This window comes from Leptospira congkakensis (genome assembly GCF_004770265.1).
GTDB classification, from domain to species: Bacteria; Spirochaetota; Leptospiria; order Leptospirales; family Leptospiraceae; genus Leptospira_A; species Leptospira_A congkakensis.
In genome coordinates this window covers 343,515-368,296 of sequence record NZ_RQGQ01000016.1, presented here as the reverse complement: position 1 = coordinate 368,296, position 24,782 = coordinate 343,515, and the positions used below count along the sequence as shown (strand labels likewise).

26 protein-coding genes are annotated in these 24,782 nt (G+C 36.5%); 11 read left to right on the top strand and 15 right to left on the bottom strand.

Annotation, left to right across the window (positions count from 1 at the left end; all coding sequences use genetic code 11):
• Nucleotides 1–156 precede the first annotated feature (156 nt).
• Together EHQ70_RS12100 and EHQ70_RS12095 are read left to right on the top strand one after the other, a co-directional pair.
• Nucleotides 157–1,446 carry an ammonium transporter gene (locus tag EHQ70_RS12100; protein WP_135586736.1) on the top strand — a complete coding sequence of 430 codons (1,290 nt, stop codon included), beginning with the start codon at nt 157–159 and terminating at the stop codon, nt 1,444–1,446.
• Nucleotides 1,447–1,451: 5 nt separating this feature from the next.
• Nucleotides 1,452–1,799, top strand: a complete 348-nt coding sequence (locus EHQ70_RS12095) for a P-II family nitrogen regulator (protein WP_100734139.1) — start codon at nt 1,452–1,454, stop codon at nt 1,797–1,799.
• 46 nt (nt 1,800–1,845) lie between these two features.
• On the opposite strand, the gene ilvB is transcribed toward EHQ70_RS12095, so the two are convergent.
• From ilvB to lepB, 3 genes are all read right to left on the bottom strand, one after another.
• A complete protein-coding gene (gene ilvB, locus EHQ70_RS12090) occupies nt 1,846–3,540 on the bottom strand; it encodes a biosynthetic-type acetolactate synthase large subunit (protein WP_135586734.1) in 1,695 nt (564 codons plus the stop codon).
• A gap of 347 nt (nt 3,541–3,887) precedes the next feature.
• Nucleotides 3,888–4,115 (bottom strand): AtpZ/AtpI family protein, encoded by a 228-nt coding sequence (locus EHQ70_RS12085; protein WP_135586732.1) that lies wholly within the window; start codon nt 4,113–4,115, stop codon nt 3,888–3,890.
• Nucleotides 4,112–5,149 (bottom strand): signal peptidase I, encoded by a 1,038-nt coding sequence (gene lepB / locus EHQ70_RS12080; protein ID WP_425270033.1) that lies wholly within the window; start codon nt 5,147–5,149, stop codon nt 4,112–4,114. The genes EHQ70_RS12085 and lepB overlap by 4 nt, the downstream gene beginning before the upstream one ends.
• 112 nt (nt 5,150–5,261) lie before the next feature.
• Here lepB and EHQ70_RS12075 point away from each other — a divergent pair, with 112 nt between their 5' ends.
• Both EHQ70_RS12075 and EHQ70_RS12070 read left to right on the top strand, forming a co-directional pair.
• The gene (locus EHQ70_RS12075) at nt 5,262–6,053 is read left to right on the top strand and encodes an aldolase (protein ID WP_135586729.1); all 792 of its coding nucleotides are present in this window, start codon (nt 5,262–5,264) and stop codon (nt 6,051–6,053) included.
• Nucleotides 6,054–7,877, top strand: coding sequence for a DUF2079 domain-containing protein (locus EHQ70_RS12070; RefSeq protein ID WP_135586727.1), 1,824 nt, complete (start codon nt 6,054–6,056; stop codon nt 7,875–7,877).
• Nucleotides 7,878–7,929: 52 nt separating this feature from the next.
• On the opposite strand, the gene EHQ70_RS12065 is transcribed toward EHQ70_RS12070, so the two are convergent.
• A complete protein-coding gene (locus EHQ70_RS12065; RefSeq protein ID WP_244288324.1) occupies nt 7,930–8,508 on the bottom strand; it encodes an SH3 domain-containing protein in 579 nt (192 codons plus the stop codon).
• A gap of 325 nt (nt 8,509–8,833) precedes the next feature.
• Nucleotides 8,834–9,163 carry a hypothetical protein gene (locus EHQ70_RS12060; RefSeq protein WP_135586723.1) on the bottom strand — a complete coding sequence of 110 codons (330 nt, stop codon included), beginning with the start codon at nt 9,161–9,163 and terminating at the stop codon, nt 8,834–8,836.
• Nucleotides 9,164–9,231: 68 nt separating this feature from the next.
• On the opposite strand from EHQ70_RS12060, the gene EHQ70_RS12055 reads away from it, so the two are divergent.
• Nucleotides 9,232–9,468 carry a hypothetical protein gene (locus tag EHQ70_RS12055; protein ID WP_135586721.1) on the top strand — a complete coding sequence of 79 codons (237 nt, stop codon included), beginning with the start codon at nt 9,232–9,234 and terminating at the stop codon, nt 9,466–9,468.
• Here EHQ70_RS12055 and EHQ70_RS12050 read toward each other — a convergent pair.
• A complete protein-coding gene (locus EHQ70_RS12050; protein WP_135586719.1) occupies nt 9,455–9,730 on the bottom strand; it encodes a hypothetical protein in 276 nt (91 codons plus the stop codon). The genes EHQ70_RS12055 and EHQ70_RS12050 overlap by 14 nt on opposite strands.
• Before the next feature lie 52 nt (nt 9,731–9,782).
• A complete protein-coding gene (locus tag EHQ70_RS12045; RefSeq protein WP_135586717.1) occupies nt 9,783–10,709 on the bottom strand; it encodes an IS1595 family transposase in 927 nt (308 codons plus the stop codon).
• Between the two features lie 34 nt (nt 10,710–10,743).
• Between EHQ70_RS12045 and EHQ70_RS18590 the strand changes: the two genes are divergently transcribed.
• On the top strand, nt 10,744–10,893 hold the full coding sequence (locus EHQ70_RS18590; protein WP_167481712.1) for a hypothetical protein: 150 nt from the start codon (nt 10,744–10,746) through the stop codon (nt 10,891–10,893).
• A 157-nt stretch (nt 10,894–11,050) separates the two neighbouring features.
• On the opposite strand, the gene EHQ70_RS12040 is transcribed toward EHQ70_RS18590, so the two are convergent.
• Entirely contained in the window at nt 11,051–11,398 is a 348-nt protein-coding gene (locus EHQ70_RS12040) for a hypothetical protein (protein ID WP_135736267.1), read from the bottom strand.
• 30 nt (nt 11,399–11,428) lie between these two features.
• On the bottom strand, nt 11,429–12,622 hold the full coding sequence (locus EHQ70_RS12035; protein ID WP_135586713.1) for an acyltransferase family protein: 1,194 nt from the start codon (nt 12,620–12,622) through the stop codon (nt 11,429–11,431).
• A 95-nt stretch (nt 12,623–12,717) separates the two neighbouring features.
• Here EHQ70_RS12035 and EHQ70_RS18765 point away from each other — a divergent pair, with 95 nt between their 5' ends.
• Nucleotides 12,718–13,434, top strand: coding sequence for a helix-turn-helix domain-containing protein (locus tag EHQ70_RS18765; protein WP_425270032.1), 717 nt, complete (start codon nt 12,718–12,720; stop codon nt 13,432–13,434).
• 542 nt (nt 13,435–13,976) lie between these two features.
• On the opposite strand, the gene EHQ70_RS12020 is transcribed toward EHQ70_RS18765, so the two are convergent.
• Complete coding sequence (locus tag EHQ70_RS12020; RefSeq protein ID WP_135586711.1) at nt 13,977–14,543, bottom strand: hypothetical protein; 567 nt, start codon at nt 14,541–14,543, stop codon at nt 13,977–13,979.
• A 358-nt stretch (nt 14,544–14,901) separates the two neighbouring features.
• Between EHQ70_RS12020 and EHQ70_RS12015 the strand changes: the two genes are divergently transcribed.
• Nucleotides 14,902–15,432, top strand: a complete 531-nt coding sequence (locus tag EHQ70_RS12015; protein ID WP_135586709.1) for a hypothetical protein — start codon at nt 14,902–14,904, stop codon at nt 15,430–15,432.
• A 94-nt stretch (nt 15,433–15,526) separates the two neighbouring features.
• Here EHQ70_RS12015 and EHQ70_RS12010 read toward each other — a convergent pair whose 3' ends face one another.
• The 4 genes from EHQ70_RS12010 to EHQ70_RS11995 all read right to left on the bottom strand — a co-directional run bounded on the left by EHQ70_RS12010 (nt 15,527) and on the right by EHQ70_RS11995 (nt 18,928).
• Nucleotides 15,527–15,976, bottom strand: a complete 450-nt coding sequence (locus tag EHQ70_RS12010) for a TFIIB-type zinc ribbon-containing protein (RefSeq protein ID WP_167481711.1) — start codon at nt 15,974–15,976, stop codon at nt 15,527–15,529.
• 487 nt (nt 15,977–16,463) lie between these two features.
• Nucleotides 16,464–17,486 carry an MBL fold metallo-hydrolase gene (locus EHQ70_RS12005; RefSeq protein WP_135586705.1) on the bottom strand — a complete coding sequence of 341 codons (1,023 nt, stop codon included), beginning with the start codon at nt 17,484–17,486 and terminating at the stop codon, nt 16,464–16,466.
• A 9-nt stretch (nt 17,487–17,495) separates the two neighbouring features.
• The gene (locus EHQ70_RS12000) at nt 17,496–18,674 is read right to left on the bottom strand and encodes a MaoC family dehydratase (RefSeq protein WP_135577155.1); all 1,179 of its coding nucleotides are present in this window, start codon (nt 18,672–18,674) and stop codon (nt 17,496–17,498) included.
• A gap of 71 nt (nt 18,675–18,745) precedes the next feature.
• Nucleotides 18,746–18,928 (bottom strand): hypothetical protein, encoded by a 183-nt coding sequence (locus tag EHQ70_RS11995; RefSeq protein WP_135587207.1) that lies wholly within the window; start codon nt 18,926–18,928, stop codon nt 18,746–18,748.
• Between the two features lie 84 nt (nt 18,929–19,012).
• Between EHQ70_RS11995 and EHQ70_RS11990 the strand changes: the two genes are divergently transcribed.
• The 3 genes from EHQ70_RS11990 (at nt 19,013) to EHQ70_RS11980 (ending at nt 23,781) form a co-directional block, all read left to right on the top strand.
• Nucleotides 19,013–20,617 carry an NADP-dependent glyceraldehyde-3-phosphate dehydrogenase gene (locus EHQ70_RS11990; RefSeq protein ID WP_135586703.1) on the top strand — a complete coding sequence of 535 codons (1,605 nt, stop codon included), beginning with the start codon at nt 19,013–19,015 and terminating at the stop codon, nt 20,615–20,617.
• A gap of 73 nt (nt 20,618–20,690) precedes the next feature.
• Complete coding sequence (locus tag EHQ70_RS11985) at nt 20,691–22,001, top strand: DUF1554 domain-containing protein (protein WP_135586701.1); 1,311 nt, start codon at nt 20,691–20,693, stop codon at nt 21,999–22,001.
• 502 nt (nt 22,002–22,503) lie between these two features.
• On the top strand, nt 22,504–23,781 hold the full coding sequence (locus tag EHQ70_RS11980) for an esterase/lipase family protein (RefSeq protein WP_135586699.1): 1,278 nt from the start codon (nt 22,504–22,506) through the stop codon (nt 23,779–23,781).
• Here the strand turns inward: EHQ70_RS11980 and EHQ70_RS11975 are convergent.
• Nucleotides 23,778–24,719 (bottom strand): histone deacetylase family protein, encoded by a 942-nt coding sequence (locus EHQ70_RS11975; RefSeq protein ID WP_135586697.1) that lies wholly within the window; start codon nt 24,717–24,719, stop codon nt 23,778–23,780. The two genes, EHQ70_RS11980 and EHQ70_RS11975, sit on opposite strands and share 4 nt — an antisense overlap.
• Nucleotides 24,720–24,782 lie beyond the last annotated feature (63 nt).

The window sequence follows — 24,782 nt, the reverse complement described above, 5'->3', positions numbered from 1 at the left end:
ACAGCCTCAGAAATCTGACCACCAGCTTCTTGATTCCCGAATATTTTTTACAAAAAAGTTCCTAGTTTTGCAGAATTGACTCGCTTTCAAAAGAGAAACCAACCGTAATGATACGAATTTTATTTCACATCTCGAAAAATATATTTGGAGCAAACAATGAATATACAATTGGTCTTACGGCCTTTGTTGGTATGTGCACTTTTCCTTTTGCCAGGATTTTTGGCAGCAGAAGGAGAACTACCATCCCCCCCTACCATCGATAAATCTGATACAGCTTGGATGTTAGTGTCTTCTGCATTTGTGTTCTTTATGATCCCGGGACTGGCTTTGTTCTACGGCGGTATCGTTCGTTCCAAAAATGTTTTATCAACAATGATGCATAGTTTTGTTGCGATCATCGTGATGACACTACAGTGGACTATCTTTGGATATAGTTTTGCTTTTTCAGGAGAAAATCCTTATATCGGAAATTTTGATTTAGCATTTCTGAATGGGATAAATCTCGATTCCGTAAAAGGGACGATCCCAACTTATGTACACTTTTTATTCCAAGGAATGTTTGCAATCATCACACCAGCACTGATCTCTGGGGCAATCGCAGAAAGAATCAAACTCTCCGCCTATGTTGTTTTCATTCTCGTCTGGTCAACGTTAGTTTATGACCCAGTGGCACATTGGGTTTGGGCCGATTCAGGTTGGTTGTTAAAAATGAATGCTCTTGATTTTGCGGGAGGAACAGTCGTTCATTTGATTTCAGGGATTGCGGGCCTTGCGGCTGCCATTGTCATTGGGAAACGTAAAGGTGACGTCGGTTTACTAACTCACCCAAATAACATGACTTATACGTTACTTGGATCTGGTCTTTTGTGGTTTGGATGGTTTGGTTTCAACGCCGGTTCTGGACTTGCCGTCAATGGGCTTGCCGCAAGAGCATTCTTAGTGACACTAATTGCACCCGCAGCAGCTGGAGCTACTTGGTTACTCATCGAATGGTGGCATACAAAGAAGGCGACGGCACTTGGTGCGGCTTCGGGAATTGTAGCTGGTCTTGTGGTCATCACTCCTGCATCTGGTTATGTGGGCGTTCAAGGGGCAATGATTATGGGATTTTTAGTATCTCCTGTATGTTATATGGCGATTTTGCTTAAGGGCAAACTTGGATACGATGATACTCTCGATGCATTTGGAATCCACGGTGCAGGCGGAGCTTTTGGTGCCATTCTTACAGGTATCTTTGCTTTAGAACTTGCAGAAGGAATGACTTTAGGAAATCAATTGACAGCTCAAGTGGTCAGTGTTGTTGCTACTGCCGTTTATTCTTTTGTAGTTTCCTATATACTTGCACTTGTGATCGAAAAAACAATCGGTTTTAGAATCGAAGAAGATAAAGAAGTCACCGGACTTGACCAAGAAATCCATGGTGAAAAAGGATATGATATAAGGTAATCAATATGAAATTAGTCATCGCAATCATCCAACCACATAAGTTAGAAGAAGTAAAAAACGAACTTACCAAAAACGAAATCTATCGTTTAACTGTCAGTGACGTACAAGGTTATGGCCAACAAAAAGGAAAAACAGAAGTTTTCCGTGGGCATGAATACCAAGTAAACCTGCTGCGGAAGGTAAGATTAGAAATCGCAGTAAATGACGAGTTTGTCAAACCAACTGTGGATGCCATTTTGAAAGCTGCCAAAACAGGACCTGAAGGTAAAATCGGGGATGGAAAAATTTTCGTGATGCCACTCGAAGAAGTGATTCGCATTCGTAGCGGAGAACGAGGCAGCAAAGCCATTTAACAAAAATTTGGTGTTCCGAGGGAATTTCTCCCTCGGAAGTGTATCCTTAAGTTACAATTTTTTCGAGAATGTACTCTTGGTTGGATTTTCCACCGGGAACAAATGGATACACCCCCCAACTAGACGGAACCCTCACTTCAATCATAGCTGGCCCTTTTGTTTCTAGAACTTTTTCTAAATCACTCACTCCTAATTTCCAATCCCATTCAAAGTATCCAATTCCAAAAGATTGGCATAACAAAGGAAAGTCCGGATGAAAATGGAATTTTGATCCAGAATACAAACTTCCGTAAAACAAATCTTGTTGTTGTTTAACGAGTCCCAAATGTTCATTATTGATTAAGATAATTTTTACATTTAGGTTCTGTTCCTTTAAAGTAGACAACTCTTGTAAGTTCATCATAATCGAACCGTCGCCGGAAAAACAAAACACGTGAGCTTCTTTATGACTTAAAGCCACACCAATTGCGGTAGGAAGACCAAACCCCATTGTTCCTTGCCCACCGGAAGTGATCCAGGACGTAGGATTTAAAAAGGGAAAATACTGTGCCACCCACATCTGGTGTTGTCCCACATCCGTAAGTACAAAATGTTCACCATGTGGTAACACAGAAACAAAATCTAAAAGAATTGATTTCATTGGATGTTCTTCCGGGATCTGTTTCCAAGTTTCGATTTGTTGCAATGCGTTATCATTTCGTATGCAAAAATCTTCTTCCAATAAAAAAGGAATCACTTCAGAAAGATCTCTTTGCAAACTCAAAGTTACGGGTTTATTTTTGCCAATTTCTCGTGCATCAATATCAATATGAATGATCTTTGCATCATTGCAAAACTTTTGGATATTGCCAGTAGCTCGATCATCAAAACGAACGCCAATGGCTATCAAAAGATCACAAACACCAAGCGCTTCATTTGCGGTAACCGTTCCGTGCATTCCCATCATTCCTAAGTTCATAGGATCTTCTTTTTCAAAAATTCCAAGCCCCATTAGCGTTGTTACTACGGGGATTTGAAAACGCGAAACCAATTCTCTTAAACGTAAATATTCTTTTTTAGCACCACCACCTACATAAAGTAAGGGGAAACGAGAATCCTCTAATAAGGATTTGAATTCTTGTAAAAACAAATCCATACTTTCAAAGGACAATCCATCTTCATTTGGTAAAAGTTTGCTTTCTGCATCCGACTTAGCAAATGAACCCAAATTTATGTTTTCGTTAGGTAAAGTAATGATTTGTGTTTGGATGTCTTTTGGTAAATCAATCCATACTGGACCTTTTTTTCCTTGGCCACATAACCCGTATGCTTCCTCTAACGTTTCAATGATTTGGTTAGGCTCTTCGATCAAATAAACTTTTTTAACAAGTGATGAAACAATCTTCGCTGTTGGCAATTCCTGAAATGCATCTGTTCCCATGAGTGCAAGCGGAACTTGTCCAGAAAAAATGAGTAAGGGAACCGAATCTCTTTGAGCATCCGCAACGGCCGTGATGAGATTGGCAACACCAGGTCCAGAGGAAACAAATACGGTACTCACCTCACCCGTGCTCCTTGCCCTTCCTTGAGCAATGAAGCCGGCGCCTTGTTCATGCCTTGCCAAAACATGTTCTATCTTTGACTCCGCCAAACTTTCGTATAATGGTAATATAGTTCCACCAGGAACACCCGGAATCCATGTAATTCCCTTTGATTCTAAAAAATGTATGATGTATTGACTTACGGTGATTTCTTCCCGCATAAAGATCCTCTCCTTGTTGGTTTCCCCGTCGACTTCGAGCTTTCTGTCGACCGAGGAAACAAGTGAGGATTATGACAGAAAGCTACGTATGTATGAGGAGACTACAACGACGACTAGGACGAGGGTAGAGAGGACATAGCTAGACAATCCAAAAACGGGCATGGAATCCATGATCTCGTAGTTTGTGGTTGTCTTCTGAGCCATTACAGATAAAAGATTTTTGCAAAGAGTTGCGGCCGTCAAGAATTTATTTGGAGTCAGTGGTTTGCTTTTTCCTCAGAACAAACCAATCCCTGGTGGGAATATAAAAGTATAACATAACCTATCCAAGAGAACAGAAATGATTTCTATTCGTTTTCTTTTGCTTTTTTGATTAAAGAATAAAATGCGGCGATAAAACCTAAGAAAAAACCTACAAGTAACCAGAGTGGTTCCGTTTTTAAATATTCATCTAAATAGTATCCCCCCACTACAAAAAGTGCAATGGAAGATACGAATTCAAAACCAACACCGGCCATCGCCATTGGCGACTTCTCCGGTTTTTGATTAAAAGGTTCTTTCGATTCTCCTGTCATTGAAGGAGGCGACCAATCCGTTCCCATCGAACACTGAGTCTCCACAAACGATACCGAATTGTTCTTTCTATCCAACTCAATCTAGACTCATCATCTCTATAGCGAGAGTTATGTGAGGAAAATACTTCTGTGTAGTGACAACGTCTATCAAGAGCATCACCTTCATAACGCTCTGCGATCTCGGGCCCTTTTTCTGCAAGCTCTTGGCCATCTTTGTATTCACAAGTGGAGTCTTTCCAATCAATGGAAAAATAAATAATTAGCGCCTTTCCTAAAATATCTTCTCGTTTCACAAATCCCCAAGCACGTGAATCATGTGAATCGTCTCTGTTATCTCCCATCACCATGTACTGGCCTTCTGGAATCTGACAGCCGTGTAAAAAATCACAGTATTCAAAGATATGCGCACGACGATCATCTTCAAATCCTTCAAGAATTAGATGTTCAAAACCTGGTTTGACTTCTTGAAAGAGAGCCCTTTGTGTGGCTTCTAAATTATCCAAATCAGAAAGTTCTTTTCCAATAGGAACTTCTTTTGGTTGGTAAGACTGAAACTCTTCTGCACCTTTTTCTTTATATTCAATGAGTGCAAAGTGTACCCTTCCCCTGTCTTTGGTATCAATGTATTTACGAGTGATTCGGATTGTATCTCCAGGAAGACCAACCACACGTTTGACAAATCGTTTTGCGAAAATGCCTGTCCTTGATTCTTCTTGGGCTAGCGCCGTTGCCGGTGGGATAAATGTGACAATATCTCCACGTTTCGGATCATCGATACGAAAGAGTTCCTTTTCTGTAAAAGGCATTCTAAAGGAATAACGCATTTTATTAACAAATAAAAAGTCCCCAATTTTGAGTGTGGGGATCATGGAACCTGATGGAATATTATTAGCATCTAATATAGATGATTTGAAAGCAAATACAAGAACCACAATGATTCCGAAAGAAATTCCCGAAGCAGCAGCTCCCTCTTTTGGAGGTTCTTTAGAATCTTGTTTTGGTTTGGATTGGAAGATAGTGGAGAATATTCCCATAGGTTCGAAGCTAGGGAATTGGAATTTTCTGTCAAGAAAGGGGGAAAAAAAGCGCAAAAGACTTGTACTATTTTCGGGAATCGACGATACCATACATGGAGATCTTCTGCTTATGGAAACATCAATCCACGTTTTACGAAAAACCTTACTAGAGATGAAAGAAAACTATTCTTTTGTCTGCATCAAAACAGGTACGGAAACCGAGGACATGGGAGAAGAAGAAATCTCCCTCCTAAAAACGATTACTGCCGGAATTTTGCCCCTCTATGTCAAAATTGGTGGCCCAGAAGCCAGAAACGATATCCGAATCTGCCAAAGGATCGGAGTTTCAGGAATTTCCGCACCCATGGTGGAGTCAGAATACGCATTAAAAAACTTCATCCAGACCATGAAGAATCTCCTGACACCATCTGAATACGAATCCTATAACAAATCCATTAATATGGAAACCATCACTGGATACAGAAACTTGATGGATATTTTTGATTCCGTTCCATTTCAAAGTTTAGAACAAGTAACAGCGGCTAGGTCAGACTTAAGTGCTTCTATGGATAAAAAACCCGATGACAAAGAAGTCACAAGGATTTCCAAAAAAATCATCTCGGAAGCAAAAAGCAGAGGGAAAAAAACTTCTGTTGGGGGAACCATCACCAAAACAAATTTTGATCTGATTGCCAATGAGATCGAACCAGACTTTATCAATTCACGCCATGTGATGGTGGATACGAAAAAAGCGATGGCGATTGGAGCAACTGATGTTGCCGAATGTATGTTGTTATTCGAAATGGATTTATTTGAATTTTTCTCCAAAACATTTCCTGAAAAAGGATATTACTACCGAAACCGAGTGGAAATCAATCGAGAACGAATCGGCGAAAGAAAGGTATTATACTTTATTCGTTAAGTGGTTTATTTATTTTTTTTATTCAGTTTAGTTTCTCCTTTTCTCTTTATTTCTCCTAAAAACTTTCATGCCCCCTTTCAAAAAGGGGTATTTCTTTTTTTATTTCTCCTTACCATCATCAGTTTCTGGAAAGAAAAAAAAACAAAATCTGAAGCAAAGCCGAATGACAAGCTTATTTACTTTAGTTTGTTATCTGACAAACAAATCAAGATTCTCCCCTATTTACTTTGTATCAGTTGTATTATATTTTTCATTGGTAGCACCTACCACGCCTTCCAACTAACAAAATCATTGGCCGATGCTTTTTTGTTTCAAGATGCGGATTATATTGGTATTTCGGATATTCTTCTCTCTATTTCTCGTGGAGAAGGATTTACTAGTGGTTACTATTCAGAGTCAGGAATAGGAAGTTACCTCCACCACCACTTCGCACCAGGAATGTTTGTTTTGTCTCCGTTTGCGAATTGGATTCCCGAAAGATGGGGACTGGCCGTGGGTGTATTTTTCGTTTACCAATTGGCAACGTTCCTTTGGCTTTTCTGGGCGTATCAAATTTCCAAAGACAATTTAAAAGAAAAGGGAAGTAAATTTTTAGTTTTCTGGGTTCTTCTCACAAACCAGTTGTATCTCTACCGCATTGGATCCAGTTTTCATTTCGAAGTTTTGGTTTTATTATTTGCCCTTTTCTTTTTTTATATTTGGGAAGAACGGAAAAAAATACAAAATGTTCGGTCTCATTTCTTCTGGTTTTATTATAGTATTTTATCTTTTGTCACCATTCTTTATCTTTCACTCAAAGAAGATATTGGGATCTACCTTCTTCTTTTCTTTCTACCGACAGTTTTAGGATTTATATACAAACATAATCAAGAGAATCGAAAACCGGGAGCAGCTAAAAGATGGGTTTTCTTTAGCATCGAAGATAAAATTCATCTCCATTCGTTAATACTAATCATAAGCATCGTATTTTTATGGATGGGTTTTGTTTTTTTCATTTATCCAATATTTGGTGATTTGAAAGAATCCGTCTCCTGGGCGAATGTTCTCACCCAAGAGTATCATTCCGCCTTCAAACAAGTAACTGGTTTCCAAAAATCATTTCAAATATTTCTAGAATTAATCACGAGCGGGGGACTCGGAATCTTTCAAATGTTACCAGAAGTGATAGGAATCGGACTAGTATACGCGACACATATATTTTCCTCTAGACCCTGGCACCATGAGGTTTATACGTATTACAGTTATTCCTTAGTTCCTTTTATCCTTTATACCGGAATTCTTTGGATCCAATCGGAGAAAAAAATATCTTTGTCCTTTGCCTTTTTGATTCTTACTTGTCTCTTTTGGAAAAACTCACTCGATCAAAATTTTCCGCTGGATACAAATATCAAAAGTCCATGGAAAAATGAAGCGATAGAAAACGAAGTGCGAGAAGATTTAAAAAATGCGAATCTTCTAATTCTTTCGAATCCATTAAAGATTATATCGCCAAATACAAATCTGGATCCGAATACAACTTCCAATCTCGGAAATGATAAAAATCTAAAAACCAAAAAAGGTATTTGTGTATTTTCACAATACAACCTTTCTTTTCAGATCACTGACCAAGTGAAAACTTATCCTCTGGAACAAATCAAAAATGCAGCATCGATTTGCGAAAAGGCAAGCCATTGTTATATGGTGTTGGCAGCAGAGTTTACGGATGAGATTTTATGGCCTAAGTCCAGAATTTTAGAATATAAAAAAGAATTAGAAAACCAAAATGGATCTTTAGTTTGGAAAGGAGAACAAATTGAAGTTTGGAAATTAAAAGCAATGAACTAGGCCGAAAGTGCAAAAAACGGATAACGTCATCACTTATATACCATTCCCGCATTTAATCAATGCACTCATCCATATCAGGCATACATAATTTATTTTCCTTTAGAAAAAGATATTCGTTCGTTTCTTTGCCAAAATTTTGTAACCAAACTAAATTTTTATAAACTTTAATCACTCCAGAACCTTGGCAAAGGATATATCCATTATTACTAATCTTTTTCTCTGATTTTTCATAGCAGGATGTCTGCTCATTACAACTTCCATCTGTACAAAGTTCGTAACTGTAAGTGTAAGTTGCATTTGGTTTCATTTTTAGTGTAAGACAATAATCACCAGAGCATCCATTAAACTTTTTATGTAACCAGTTAGTTGGTTTGCTGAATTTTTCCGGCGTACCTAAATAGTTATCAAAAACCCAACCATCTTTGAGATTACTTTTAATACTATAGCCGATTTCGACGTTAACCCAAAACCCATTTACACTGTTTACTTTATCTTTTACTTTTTTATCCGGAATGATTTTTACCAAATTACCGATGATTAATTGAGACACAACCGGTGAATTCAAGCTGGGTTCCTTATGAACATTTACAATTGATACGGCTACTGGCAAATATCCGTCTTTCGCTTCCAACTGAACAATTATCATTAGAAATAAACAAATAAAGTGGTCCTTCATAATTTTGGTTAATAGTAAGTCATTGGAATGGTATATAAGGAACTAATCCAACCGAAGCTCCTCAAAATTATTAATGTCTTTAACTATTATTTTTCCCCCTTATCCCTTATAGGACATTAACTTTTATTGCTTTTTCTAAGTTTTAACTAATAATTCATGGAATTTGAATTTAAAATAATTGAATGTGAATCTGGAAAAAAGATTATAGAAATTTATCCTTGGGATGGAAAAAGAAAATTAACCATACCAGGAATTATGAGTGTAGACCCTTCTGAAAATTCTAAAGAAGACCTGATTTATTGTATAGGTCGATTATAGATTTATCATTTTCTATTCTAATATTTTTAACTGATAAAATATTGATTTCTAGATAATTAGAGGGCTTACCATTGCCAGTATCGTATTTTACAGGTGATTTTATTTTTACAATGGCAAGCTTTCCTTCCCTTTCTTCCGAAAGATAGGTGTCAGTGATTATTCCCCAAAATGTTATAGAATGACAATTTATCTCAGCAATAAAACCCTTTGGATTTTTATCTGTAAGTGATTTTATTTGATTGAGTATTTTATCAATATGTTGCAATTCAATGTGTGTATTGGCGTAAATCATTTACTAAAATGATAAGCTTCCCAAATAAATTGTAAATAAGAAAATTTAGATACACTAACTAATAAAATATGGATACTGATATAGAAGAATTTTTTAACTCATTAGAGCCAGTGTATAATGAATCTGGGGAATTATTGCACTACTTAACGATGAAGAAACGAAATAGTAATGTTGATGAATGTTTAGAGGATACACCTATTTCGAAAGAAGAAATGGATAAATTGATAGATATTTTTCATAAAGAAACTAAAGAATATATAACATCTATAGATCCTTTTGAATGGGGTTTAGCTAAACATCTTTAGGAGTTAAGTAAAGATGTGAAATACATGTCCCACAAACTTGTTTCCCAACAGAAGCGGCATGTAATCTCATATAATGTTCTTCTAATATTTTAGATTCATTTCTCCTATTTGTTTGATCCATCTTTTCACAAATAGATAATTTTTCTATTACGAATTCTGTTTTTCCTGATGTAGGGTTTGTTCTTTCTATAATACCAAATAAATGCCACTCTTCTCGGCCATTTAACAATAACCTGTAATATGGATAATTCCTTTTTGCCATTTTTTAATCCTCTAGTAATTGTAAAATACTACTAAACATAACACCTGTCAACTCAAAACTCCAGTAGAGTTTTTTCTAATAAATCGTAGAATATCTCTTTATTCTTGCGATTATTAAACCTGTAAGTAAATTCATTGATATAGTTTTGAAGATATTTCCCAGAAACGTGATGAAAACTTCCTACTAACCCTCTCTTGAAAATTGACCAAAATGCTTCTACATTATTCACATGAATTCCATTGAAGGCATATTGATGTTCACTATGATTTACAGTTTGGTGATCATATCCTTCTTTCTCTAAGATGCGATATGGACGAAATTCATCAGTCATGACAACTGCTTCCTTAGAGGTTACTTCCTCAAGAATATTTAATAATTGTTTACCCGTTAATTTCTGACCGAGTTTATTCGGTTTAGCAACAGTGGTATAAATTTTATCATCTTCTCTGGAGTAAACCCCTACAATTGGAGTCTTGAAACTTCCCCGACCTCGTTTAGATTTTACTTTTGGTTTAGGATCAGAATGAACATAAGCTTCATCGATTTCAACAATGGCCTTGAACATATCTTTAGAAACAGTCTGTCCCATAGCTTTTCTGATTTGATGAACCATCCGCCAAGAAGTTTTATAACTTCCTCTAATTTCTCGATGAACTTGACAGGCAGATATACCTTTCTTTGCATTTACTACCAAATGAATTACATAGAGCCATTTTCTGAGGTCTAGTTTAGAATCTTTAAAAATGGTTGATTTGAATATGGAGAAGGAATTATTACAACTATTGCATTGGAATTTCCTAGGTGTGAGTTTTCTATGAATAACTTTCTTAGAGAGACAATGTGAACATCGAATTCCTTTGGGATATTTTATATGAAGAAAATAATCAATGATGTCCATTTCTGTAGGAAATCTTTGCATAAGTTCCAAATATGAGATTCCAATTGCTCGGACGATAGTTGTATTATTTCCTTTTTTCATACCTCCATTTTACAGAAGGGCTAGGACAAATCAGATGCCGATTTCAAAAAAATTAACGCAAACTCATGAAAATAAAATAGAAAAAATCCTACAAAAAATGAGAGAAAATCCAGATGTGATTCATTGGATTGAACTGACAATTATTCAATTCGAAAAAGAGGTTAAAAAGAAAAATCATAACTAATCAGTTATGGAAAATAAAATTGATTTTGAACTTATTTCGGAAGGCTATTTTGAAACTAAACATTTTCGGCTAGACTTTGGCAATGAATTCCTCATTGCCAAATTTAAAATAGACGGAGTTACATATTTAAGAATTGGAAAAGATTATATTGAAAAAATCAATTAGAATCATTTTCGAGAAGAGATAACAGTTCTTCATACAATTCAATACTTTTATCAGTAATAGTATCGGTTGTTAGATCAAACTTATGTGCACGTGGAGAATTTGATACAAGACTTGCAATTTCTTTTCTATTTGACAGAATTGAGGATATAGCGTTCATTCTAGCGTTGCTGTTTAATTGTTTTGTTTGTATCGAAATTGAGACAACTAAACCAGCGAATGCTAAGCCTGTGAATAAAACATACAGGCAATTTAACTTATCAAAATGAACTGGTTCTTCAACGTAACTCCAAATACTTACAACTAACCATATTAGTATTGTTAGGCCAAAGATTGTTGCCATATATCGTTTCTTCATATTCATTTACCTTCCTTAACTTTTGTTATTTTCATTATAAAATTTCTTTCTTAATTTCTGAAAAGGCAACTCAATAAATATATAAAGAGGCAATGTCAAAATAACCTGAAGAACCAGCATAGCTAAGAATTTTAAATGAAACTCAAATATTGATGTTTTAGCATTAATCTTAAATAACGCCATAGAAACACCCATGATTATGAAATGCCAAAGATAAATAGTGTAACTCAGTTTTGCAATAGGTGAAAACACATTCAAGCTAAGAAATTTTGATATTGGAGATTCAATTTTTATTATGGATAGATAGAGAATTCCCGCAAAACCAATATTTTGGACGTTATACTTGAATGTATGTCTAAAGAAGTTTGGATCGTATTGTGACTGTAAATGTGAAAAAATTAAAAAAGAGAAAAATAGAAGTAATAATGAATAAAAATATACCACATTATCTTTTATCTCATTACTCCAATTTTCTTTATTCATATAAATATCCATGGCAATAACACCAATAATTAAAGAATCAAATCTTGTTTGGAATGGATGGTATATTTCTTCGTAATATGGTGGATTAGAGAATCCTTCGATCTTACTTAAGATTAGTATCCTGAATAGGACAGGTAATAAATATACAAGCAAAAGTAAGAATTGTCTCACTTTAAATTCAAATTTAAAGAATATTGTAGCACAAAGAATTGGGAAAATTAAATAGAATTGCTCCTCAGTAGATAATGACCAAGTATGAGTGTGAATTCCCTGCAAATAATTGCCAAGGAAAACGAAATCAGCCCATGAATTTCCAATTGCTTTTTGCAAATTTTCGACTGCTTCATTTAATATTCTGTTTCTTTCATATGAAAAAATCATTATTTTCCCAGTGAGGTAAGTTATAGTAAGGAACAAATAATAAGCTGGGAAAATTCTTAAAGTTCGTTTGATATAGAACTTTTTAAAATCTAATTTTGTATCAACTTTCCAATTTTCCCAAAGGCCTTTTGAAATTAGGAATCCACTTAAAACAAAGAATAAATCTACTCCCGACCATAGATTTGAATATAGAAGTTCTAATGTAGGATAAGGCGCAATTATTGATTTTAGATTAATATAATAATGGTTAACAAGAACAAATAAAATAGCAAAAGCTCTTAAGCCGTTTAGTGGTTTTATTTCAGATTCTCCGTTTCGGAAAAGATCCTTTATGGCTTTTTTCACACACTTCCCGCTTACACGAATATCCGTGCTTTATTGATATCTACACACGGAATTACGTGTTCCGGAAATGTCAAGTAGGACACATAATTTCGTGTGTGGAATATGGAGAATTTGTTAGAAAATTAGGGCAGAGAATTAAGGAAATCCGTATTTCGAAAGGAATTACGCAGGAAGCGATGGAAGAAGGAGAATATGGTATTTCCTATCGAACTGTGCAAGATATCGAAAATGGTCAATCCCACCCATCTATTCGCTCCATTTTTAAGATTTCGAAACAATTAGAAGTAGAGCCTCACAAACTCATGTTGTTTGATGATGCCAAGGCAAAAAGAAGACACAAACTTACTGAAAAAGAATCAGAATTACTCCATAGTTATTTCAAGAAAGCTGAGTTAATTAGAAATCTTATAAACGATAAGTCAATTAATCAGAATATCGAAAAAGACGAACTTTTACTCTATCTAAATCTGTGGTTTAACTTCTTGTACATCGTAATTGAAACGGCTATTTTTCAGTTTGAAATAAAGGATAAAACTTTCGATTCATTATACAATTTCAAAACGCACTCTTGGACTAATGAATTTATTTCAAAACTAAAAGACTCTAATCAATCGATCGGATCAATCCAGTCAGACTCAAATATTCAGTTCAAAGAACTAGAACAGTTGGTGATATATGCGAGTTATCTACATTCTACAATTTCATTATTCTTTAAGGGAGATAAGAAAATAGAAATCATTTCTACAGAAAATTTTAAATTCGAATCAATTCTTATTAAGAAACTAATAGGAAATGGAAAAGTGGAAAAATAAATTAGTGATATCTCTTTATATGTAGAACACATAAAGACAAGAAGGGGTTTTGAATTGTTTAATAAATTAAAGATTAGATTTTATATTTATTTAGATTTAAAGTATTGTGTTTTGTTAATTACAACTAATCGATCCTTTAATTCACTTTTCATAACAAATTTAGGCTCGGAGAGTGCTGTAGAGATTTCTGTTTCAGAGAAATGATTTTCAAGAAAAGTAACAAGTTTAGTCCACTGAGTTATTTCAAAATGAGGACACGTAATTTTACATGGATGTTTCTGAAAATAATTTAGCGTAAAGGCAAACGTATCTTGTATTATAGTTTGTGATGATTTATGAAGTTTTAAATGGATTTCCACCGAGCTATGAAAAATTTTTGTTGGATTATCTTTCTCAGAACTAGTCTGTTTATCTGATACAATACCAACTCTTGCTATTCGTGTAAATTCACAACTCACTCCCATAACAGAACACAAATTTTGCAAAAGAGAATCTAAATATCCCCATTCTAATACAAATTCATCATCTTGTTCTGACAGAATTTATACCGTTTGAAGTGTGAAGTTTTGACCAATAAGTTTTTCCTCAAGAATAACTTGAGTAGTATCAATCTTTTTCTGATTCATTAAATCAGATTCAAGCGTTTGAATATGAGATAAATCAGAGACCTTATCAATATGAACTCTTTTATAAATAAAACCGTCTTCTGTTTTTTCTAGAGACTCAGTTTCTACTGGGATCAGTTCATCATTGTCATAGTGGTCGTCCCATCTTAAAGTATCTGCGAAACTTACAAAATTATCTTTATCTTCTTGGCTTACAGAATCGTAAAATAATCTTTCATAATCACCTAACTTTTTGAAAAACAATAATCTTAGTTCAATTAAAGATACCAGCCTCATTATTGATTTAATCTTTGCTGATTGTTCATCTGAGTCCTGAGAACCTCCAACTAAATTCATTGCATCGTAGTGTGCATAAATTGAAGGCCCATCTTGTGTAAATCGACCAGAAAATTTAACAGCTTTATTATTAGTAAATTTGATTTCGACTGAAAACTTACCTAAATCTCTAGGTTTATGTTGTTTTAAGGCATCTAATATATTCATGAGTTTTATTGCGATGCTCCCCCGCACCGTTTTGAGCCGTCTATAGGCTCTTTATTTAGACTTTTTCTTATAACTCAAGCGTTAGTAGGCAGCGCGTACCCACTTACGACCATGTTTTGTCCCATGTTCCAATTTTCGTCAATTTTTTAATTGTTTAATAAATTAAACTTTAAAACCCTCTTCCAAATAACCCAAAAACGCAACAAATCGCTCGTAAAATGCCCTAAATAGCATTTTTCCTGCTATATCATCCTATTTAGAGATATTTTACAATACCCATGCCCTATTAGTTAAAATTCTAAATTCCCCATTTTTCCCAGCAATTCTAGGAGAAATTGAAATCTCGGACTAATAAGGAATGAAAAAGTGGAAAAATAAATTATCTTGTTTTCGGAATAAACTTTCGTTAGCTTTTAAAGAATTTATGAAAGCCTTCAAAGAAAGATATTTTGCAATATGCTCTCATCCTGACTGCGATCACGGTTACGAATCTTCTGATAAGAACAACCCTCGCTTTTGCGGAAAACATAGATACCCTTTACTTTCAAAATGTTTCTTTTGTGGAAGTCGTTTTGAAGATGAAAATATGGATCATTACTGTCTCTTTTGTAATGCTAATATTTCAGAATCTAAATTTGATGTGACTTGTCTTTTCTTAATTCCCGTAATTTTCCCAGAAAGAAAGAATCAAGATTTTCATGAATTTCCAAAACAATTTAAAGACAAATTACTAAATGAAAGAAAAGAGTTTCTCCCTTCACTGGATTGGGATTCTAAGCTAAAAGAAAAACTACCAAATGAGTTTATAGAAAAGCTAACTTCCGTAGAGAAAGATTTTGGTTCTTTTATAGACAGTTTTGTTAATAAGTATGTAGACCTATCAAAATAGAAGATTTTCTAATGTCCGATAAGGGATAAGGGGGTTATTTTTAAATAATTAGTGTTCAAGTCATTTACTCTCTTTTTCATCTTCTTTAAGGTGATTACTCTTTTTTGAAAATTGTTTTAAAAAAGGTTACTATGTCAAAAGCTTTAAACACACTTGCATGCATCACGCTATCGTAGTGATGGATTTTTGAAAATTTAATAGCCTCTTCGTTAATTTTATTTATAGTTTTAGCTTCTTTTAATTTTGCATCCAACTTAGTTATGTTTAAGATATAGTTTATTTCAGACTTAGAAATTCTATTTTTGCTATTGGTTATCAAATTTCGGGCTTCTATTGAGTTAAGTTTTAAATCTTCAATTTCATTGTAATCAAGCCAAAGGATCTTGCAATTAGAACAAATGTCAATTTCGACAGAATTGTAATTTTTAGAAAACCTGTGTAATCGCATTTTATCTTTACATTTAGGACACTCTAGTTTTGATTTTGAAACTTTCGAAGCATCTTTTTCACTCTGCCAAGTAGAACCGTTAAATAGCAGTTCCAATGTATTTTCAGAATAGTAATGTCCAAAACAATTACTGCAGATTATCAATTTCCCATAATTTGTTTTTATGGGGTTTAGCTCTACATTACATTTTTGGCATTTTTCCATAGGATTTAAGTTAATTTATAGTATTAATATATACTTGGTACTAAATTAGAAACGCAGATTGATCCCTGATTTATGATTTTTACTGATATGGATTCGATCCGTTAGTTTTTGTTTTATTTACAACTGCATGAATTGCTTAAAACTAATGCTAGAGCTAAAATTTTATCGTCAATGGATAAATCTTGGTTAGCGGTTATTATTGAAACTTCTTTAGGCTTATTATTTTCGCAACTTTCTGCATATCTTCTACAGTGTCCAGGCGACGGTATACAAAAGTTGAACACCCAATAAAAACATAATAAAAAGAGTATTTTTTTAGCGATCATTTACTTTATTTCCATTTAAATCAGAAAAACTTATAGGATAAAGTTCGGTATACCTAACCTACGATATGAAAGATCTCGTATCCATTTTCTCTTTTTTCGATACGAATTTGTCCCTCTAAAACTAATTTCTGAATGATGCTGTACACAAGTCCCAATGCCGTTGGTAAATGGCCCCCGTTATGAACTTTTTTTCCAATGGCCGCTTCCATAAGCACCTTTAGATCCGATTCCCCTTCTCTAAGCCTTCGAAGCACACCCTTCTCGAGAATACTCAGCGTTTTTTTCACAAGAGTGATGGTTTTTCTCGGATCTTCAATTTCGCTACCATGAGCAGGTAACATTCGTTTGATGGGCTCTTCTAAAAGTTTGGAGAGAGTAAAGTAATAATCACCTAAATTTCCGTCCATTTCGGAATAAATGGCGGTTAGATTGGCAATGATCAAATCTCCAGAAAAATAAATTCCCGTCGACGGTTCCACAGGAGTAATATGATACAAGTTATGACCTGGTGTGTGTAAAAAACGGAACAACCTTCCACCTAACTCCAAACTGTCGTTATGGTCGATGGCGACATCAATTTTTAAAACGGGATCACCCTTTTTTGTTTCGCTAAATTTACTGTAAAACTGTCGCCAACCTTGGCGTGATTCTTCCAAAATCCGATCGAGTTCTTCCTTATCGCCAAATGCTTTATGAAATAGATCTTCTGTCGCCTCTTCAAAAAGCACCATCGACTCTAAATAATTCCCAACTCCATCGGCCATGGCACGATAACCGTAATAGGTTACGTTCTTTGCATAGGACTTCAGTACCAAAGAAGAAGAGATATGATCTAAATGATTGTGAGTGTAAATGATGTGGCGAATATCTTTAAAAGAAAATCCTCTAGTTTTTAAAGAAGCCTGTAACATGGGAACGGATTCAATATAACCCGAATCAATTAAAGTTAAACCATCATCACCTTGGTACAAATAGATATTGTTAGGTGCATAAAATGGTTGCGGTAGAACAATTTTAAAGACACCATCCCCGATGTCTTCCATGTCCGGAATTCTTTTGGGGATGGTAACTTTCATAGGTTCACCTTATGGTTGTTTTTTGATGATCAATCTTCTTTCGATTTCGAAGATTTTCTCTGGGATTTTTTCTTTTCCTAATTTCTTTTTATCATTTTCTTTCAGGAAAAGATCAGCACCGAATTTATCCAATGCATCATTTGCTTTGATGTTTTTGAGTCCAATGAATTGGATTTGAACTTCGCCTGCAGGGATTCCGTATTCCGTTCCTTTGTCTTCAGTGGTCAAAATTCGGGAAATACAAGTCACAGTGTCACCAGAAAATGCTGGTTGTGTATGGTATCCTTCAGTGAATCCAAGTTCCCAAATTGCGTTTTCAGAAATATCACGTGATGCCATACCAGCTAACCAACCAAATACGAGCCCACCATAAACCACTGGTTCTCCACCCATAGGGCCAGAGATTCCTGCGGAATACAATTTATCATAATGAAGTGGGTGAGTATTTCCTACGCGGAATGTCCATTGGACATGTTCGTCAGTTATGGTTCTTCCATTTTGATGAACATAGATTTGACCTGGTTTGAAGTTTTCAAAGTAAGTATGTCCCCAAGTTACATCTTTCATCTCTGTTGGGAATTTGAGAGTTGGAAGTTTGAGGGCGGGAGTTTTTGACTCAGGAAAGAATGCGGAAGAATCGCCTGGTTTTGGATTGCCTTTTGGCTTTCCATTGGATTGGTAGATCATGATTTTACGTTCGTATTGCAAAACCACTTCATTCTTTTGGTTGAGACAAAGTGTTCTTACATGGACGATTCCTGGTTTCTCAGGACCTTTGTCATCCACTGCGAGAATTTTAGTTCGGGAAGAAAGAGTGTCTCCTGGATAAACAGGTAATAAAAATTGTGCGTTGTAATATCCGAGGTTTGCAAGCGCCTTCTCACTGTTATTCTGAACACCAATGGAAAGTGCTAAGTTGAACACCATCAGTGGATGAACGAGTAAGTCAGCAAATCCGTGAGCTTTTGCATACTCTGCAGAAAGATAAAGTGGATTTGCATCCATAAACACAGTGGCAAATTCTTGGGCAAAACTTCTGTCCACTGTGAATTGACGAGGGTGAACATAGATATCACCTACATTGAATTCTTCGAGGTATCGTCCATAAATGTTCTTTTTGACATCAGAGAGAGAGGCAGGTGTGCTGGGAGCTAACTCACCAAAGGGGGACATAGGTTTTTCGGCCATGGGAATTCCTTTTTCGAATGGGATAGGACTAATTTTCCAAGAGAGGTCCAACGGAAAACGATTTTTCCAAGTCAGCCGACGGCTCGTTTGGCGTATTCCTCCTTCCAAGCGCTATGCCAATGATACCATTCTTCGCGAATCGCTCGGTACCGAACTAGGTCACTTTGCACTTCCGACATGAGTGATTCCAATTCTTCCACACGACGGAAAAGTCGTAAGGTCAAAGTCTCCCACTCTTCTTTGTTCTGGTCCATCCATGGTTCCATATTTTTTATATCGGCTGATCTTTTCCGTAAAATGTTGCTTTTTTAGTCGGGTCACCATTCGATTCATGGATCATGAGCTTTGTTTTTCCGTCAGAAGATTCCATTCCAGAAAAGTACCGCATTACACCCATCCACCAAAAAGAATACCTACTCGGTGGAGAAATTCGGATCTGGGAAGGTGGATCCCAAATCGTACAATCTCCCATCTTTCTGAACAAAAATGGCAAATTGGAACAAGTAGTTTTAGGATCCTATCCTAGTTTTGACGAAAAACAAAGTTTACTCGCACTTGATGCTGCCGTAAAAGCCTATAATCACGGAACAGGCGTTTGGCCCATCGCCACTCCCAAAGAACGAATCGAAGCGGTTCGAAAGTTCATCACTCTGATGAAAGGAAAAAGAGACCGAATTGTTTTACTTCTGATGTGGGAGATTGGCAAAACAGAAAAAGATGCCATAAAAGAATTTGATAGAACCATCGAATATTTAGAAGATACAATTGAATCATTACAAGAACTCGAAACAAGTTCAGCAAACTATATCAAAGAAGGTGGACTCATTGCACAAATCAAACGTTCTCCTTATGGCGTTGTACTTTGTATGGGTCCATTTAATTATCCGTTGAATGAAACTTTCTGCACTCTCATTCCAGCCATCCTTATGGGAAATACCGTTGTTTTCAAACCGGCAAAGTATGGCGTGTTGTTACTACAACCTCTTCTCGAATGTTTTAAGGAAGCGTTTCCTCCAGGTGTGATCAACACAGTGTATGGTGATGGAGCCAAAGTGATTTCTCCCATCATGGAGTCTGGCAAAATTGATGTTTTTGCATTCATTGGGTCTAGCTCAACTGCAAATCTCATCACAAAAAAACATCCCAAACTCAACCGCCTAAGATCTGTTTTAGGATTAAACGCCAAAAACCCGGCGATAGTTTTACCTGATACAGATTTAAAAACAATGGTTCCTGAAATTCTCTCCGGGTCACTTTCCTATAATGGGCAAAGATGTACAGCACTCAAAATACTATTTGTTCACAAAGATATTTTGGATGAATTTACGAAACTTTACTTAGAAGAATTTTCCAAATGGAAAGCAGGGATGCCTTGGGATGTTGGAGTCAATTTCACCCCACTCCCTGAAGAAGGGAAAACCAAATGGTTAAAGGAACTTTTGGACGATGCAGTCGCTCATGGTGCAAAAATTCTAAATCCTGGTGGCGGCGAGATCAATGAATCGTTTATGTATCCAGCAATTCTTTCTCCCGTTTCACCAAACGCACGTTTGTATCATGAAGAACAATTTGGGCCACTCGTTCCGATTGTTCCTTTTTCTTCTGTAGAAGAACCGTTAAATTATATCTTTGAATCCAACATGGGCCAACAAGCAAGTATCTTTGGAAAGGATCCAAAAACTATCGGCAAACTGATCGATGTATTGGTAAACCAGGTGGCCCGAGTCAATTGGAACGCACAGTGCCAACGAGGGCCGGATTCCTTTCCATTTTCTGGGCGTAAAGATTCTGCTGACGGAACGCTCTCCGTTTCTGATGCTCTGCGTGTATTTTCCATTCGCACTGTTGTGAGTTTCAAAGACAATGAGATGGGACGTAATCTTCTAGGAGATGTACTGAAAGAGCGTACATCCAATTACTTAAGCCAAGAATTTCACTTGTAACTCGCTTTCCTTCTCCGATAATTGAAAAAGGTAAGTGACTTACTTGTTTTTAATATTGCGGGGGGTTGGAAACATGCGTTGGAATTTATTCGTTTCCTTCCTTTTCTTAGGTTGGGTGTTTTCTTGTAACCAGGTCAACCCTCGCGACGAACTTCTTTTTACTCTCGTGAGTGGTTTGAATCCAGTCACCACATCCACTGCGGTTTCTGTTCCTACCACTGCAAAGATTAGTGTCTCAAGTGCGAGTGTGACTCTCACCTACGGAACACCCCAAAATTTTGGGATTTCGCTTGTGAAATTACCAACGGCCAATGTTACGATTACTCTCACATTCACTTCTTCTAAATTACAAGTAAATGCATCCAACTCTCCGCTAACAAACGTTCTCACTTTTACACCTGCAAACTTTAATACTGTCCAAACAGTTAGTTTATCTTCAGCTACACAAATTTTAGATACTTCTTCTCTCAGTGTCACAGCAAGTAGCACCGACACTTATTATAATGGAACAAGCGGTTCCATTCCTATCAACCATAGGAACGTCAATATTGCTTATACTGGTAGTTCGTTTATTTTCAAAGAAAATGTAGTAGCCCCAACGCTCACTCCTACCATTCAATTTTCGTTTACTTCTTGTTCGGTGGCACCGACTCTTCCTACTGGCCTAAGTCTGAATACCAGCACTTGCGTAATTTCAGGAACTCCAACAACTGCACAGGCAGGATCGACTTATACTGTTACCGTGACCAATGGAACCGAATCTGCTAATCAAAACCTAACAATACAAGTCGAACCAACGGTATATAAAGTCTTTGTTACAGCCGCAACTTTCAATGGAAATTTACAAGGTGCTGCAGCCAATGGACCTGCTGGTGCCGACTTAAAATGCAATGCAGATGCTAATAAACCAACAACAGGAACTTACAAAGCAATGTTAACGACCAATGCTGGAGCAAGACGAGCTTGCGACAGTACGGGAAATTGCACAAATTCTGGAGAGAATACCGATTGGGTCTTTCAGTTTGGTAAATATTACGTTCGTGCCAGTGACTCCGCATTTTTATTTACTCCTAACGCGGCAGGAATCCTACCGGCATCATCGAGTATTTTTTCAACAGCACCTTACACAATGAGCGAGTCTTTCGATTCTGGATTACTCAAAACCTATTGGACAGGCCTTGCCACCCCTAATTTTTATTGGCAAGTCGCATCTGCACAAGTTACAAATACTTGTTCGAATTGGACTAGTGGATCTGCCACCTCTCCCACATCGGAAGGTGGCAGAGTGGGAAACTCCAATTCTAATGATTACACCGCATTCCGAAATGGAGCGAGTGGTGTATCTTGCTCTAGTCTCAACTACCTAGTTTGTGTAGAACAATAAAAATTCTAATTCGATATTAATAGCCTTTACTTTCAGTCATTGTTACGCTGAAGGCACCATCGTTCCTTCGGTAAAAAAGAATAAAGCCAATTTCTAAATTTCACCTGTTTCCTTACACAGCGAATCACCTTCTTCCTAGAATAGATTGATACAGTGGTTTCCTTTTTATGGTCGATTTCGAAACCAACTGGCATACCAATTCTAGCAACTTTCTAAATCGAGTGACTTACTCTTTTCGCGGTCATGGGTCATGCCTGATCTATTTATATGACAATGCCACTCGTATATTAGATCCAATCGCTTTCCAATTCAATTGACTTCCCTTTCACAACAATTGTCTTTTCTCACTCGCTATCCAAAGTGACTGGCTTTCCAATTGCACTCACTGTCAATCGAAAGTGAGTGCCTTTGACAGGCGGGCGACTTCGAAATCGACTGGAAAAGGTAACTCACTTACTTTTTTCACTCGCTTTCCAAAGAAACTGAGTTACAATCTTTCTCCGTGATCCAAATCCTCATCAACTCCCTGGCTGGAAAAACAGTTTCGCTTACCCAAAAAACAACCGATTCCCTGCTGAAAGGTGTACAATTCCTAGTAAAAGGAAGCCTAACGAGTGCAGGCGGAGGATTGGATTTACTCTCCAATGCATTTTTTTACAAACCAGAATGGAGAGAGGCCTTACAGAAAGCCGGCGTCCAAGTCAAAGAAACTGGTCACAAATCAAATGAAAACTTACAAAAGACGATAGAACAAACGAACCAGGCTTTTGAAAAAGCTATCTTCAAAGTTGAACTCACCGCCAAACAAAGTGATGATATGGTATTTGATAATCGTATGGTATCAAGTATCCTGGGAAGTTCTCACAATCAAAAATTCAAACTCACAAAGATTGATATGAGTTTTAGAACGATTGGAAAAGATATTACAGCAAAAGAAACCATTGCAGAATTTAAAGAATCAAAAAAAACAAAATCAGTTCTTTTCCTTCCTGGATTATTTACAGATGAGACCGTTTGGCAGGAACAAACTGTAGAATATAAGGAAAGAAAGATTACCTCTCCTGGGCTTGCCACAGAATTACAAGAACAAGGATACTATCCATTTTATTTGAGATACAATCACGGACTCCCCATCCATGAAAATGGGAAAAAATTAATGCATCTTTTGGATGTATTTTTTAATGAAGATCCAAACAACAAACCAGATATCATTTGTTATAGTTTGGGCTGCCTTATCTTTCGTTCTTGTCTTTACCATGCAAAACTTGAAAACAAAGAATGGCTCCATAAGTTTGGAAAAATCATACTCATTGCGGCGCCAAACAAAGGTTCATATTTAGAAAAAATTGGATTTTGGTTGGGATTCTTATTTGAAAAAAGTCCCAATGTAGCTCTTAAAATTATTGGAATGATTGGGAACCTGCGTAGCGACGCCATCAAAGACTTATCTTTTGGACTCATCCGAAAAGAAGAAAAAGGTTGGATGGAAACTATTTCTGGATACTTCGGAGAAACCTACTTTAACGAATTAGATGATATGGATGTTTACCAAGCTTACGCACTTATGGAAGGAGCAGAGAATCCCTTACAAAACTTTCTTGGGGATGGGATTGTAGAGAAAAAAAGTCTTACCTACTTAACGGATAAGGTTTTTAATCAAAAAACAAATCCGGCTTTACGAACACTGGAACTAAACAAACAAAATCATTTTTCCATCATTAGTGCCAGACCACTAATGCATTGGGTGAAAGTTGTATTGGGACTCACACCAGGAGACTAAGTCGTCAAGGTTTCCAAATGTACTTTGACTGATTCTGCTAGAGCTTGAAAATCATATCCACCTTCCAAAAAGGAAACAATTTTACCGCCAGCGTATGTATCAGCGATTTGTTTCACTTCCTTTGTAAAAATTTCATAAGAGGAAGTGGATAAATTCATACCACCTAACGGATCTTTCTTGTGGGCATCGAAACCAGCAGAAATCAAAACAAACTCAGGTTGAAACTTTTCCATTTCTCGATGGATAGAAGAAAAATGAGACAAATATTCCGGCTCATCTGCACCTCTGGCCAATGGAATATTAAGAGTGGATCCAAGTCCTTTCCCTCTTCCCCGTTCCGACAAAGCCCCTGTTCCTGGATAAAAAGGATACTGGTGGAGTGATACAAAATAAACAGAATCATCATCGTAAAACTGGTGTTGCGTGCCATTCCCATGGTGTACGTCCCAATCTAGAATCAAAATCCGTTTGATTCCTTTGGACTGAAGGTATTTTGCAGTGATGGCAATGTTATTAAAAATACAAAATCCCATCGCGCGATCCGACTCGGCGTGATGACCTGGAGGTCGAACGAGCGCCATTCCATTTGCCAAATTACCAGAAAGAACTTCATCGGCAAGGTATAACCCAGCACCAACGGCAAGACTCGCTGCATAAAAGGAACGGGGAGAAAAAACCGTGTCTCCATCCAAATATCCATTTCCTTTTTCCTCACAAGTTATTCCCACCGAACGAACGTAATTCGGATCATGAATAGAGGAAATCACTGAAAGAGGGGCTTCCTTAAAATCTTTTTTCCAAAGAAAGTTTTTGGAAGGTAAATCAGACAAATGATCCAGTATTGACTCTAATCTTCCATGATTTTCCGGATGGCCCGCACCTGTATTGTGTTTTAGAAATTCTTCATGAAAGGTAATCCCTGTTTTTAATGATCCCACTTGCCCTCCGCTGGCTGTGAATTATGAGATATCGTTTTGTAAAAAGATTTTGTTTCGTTTTAT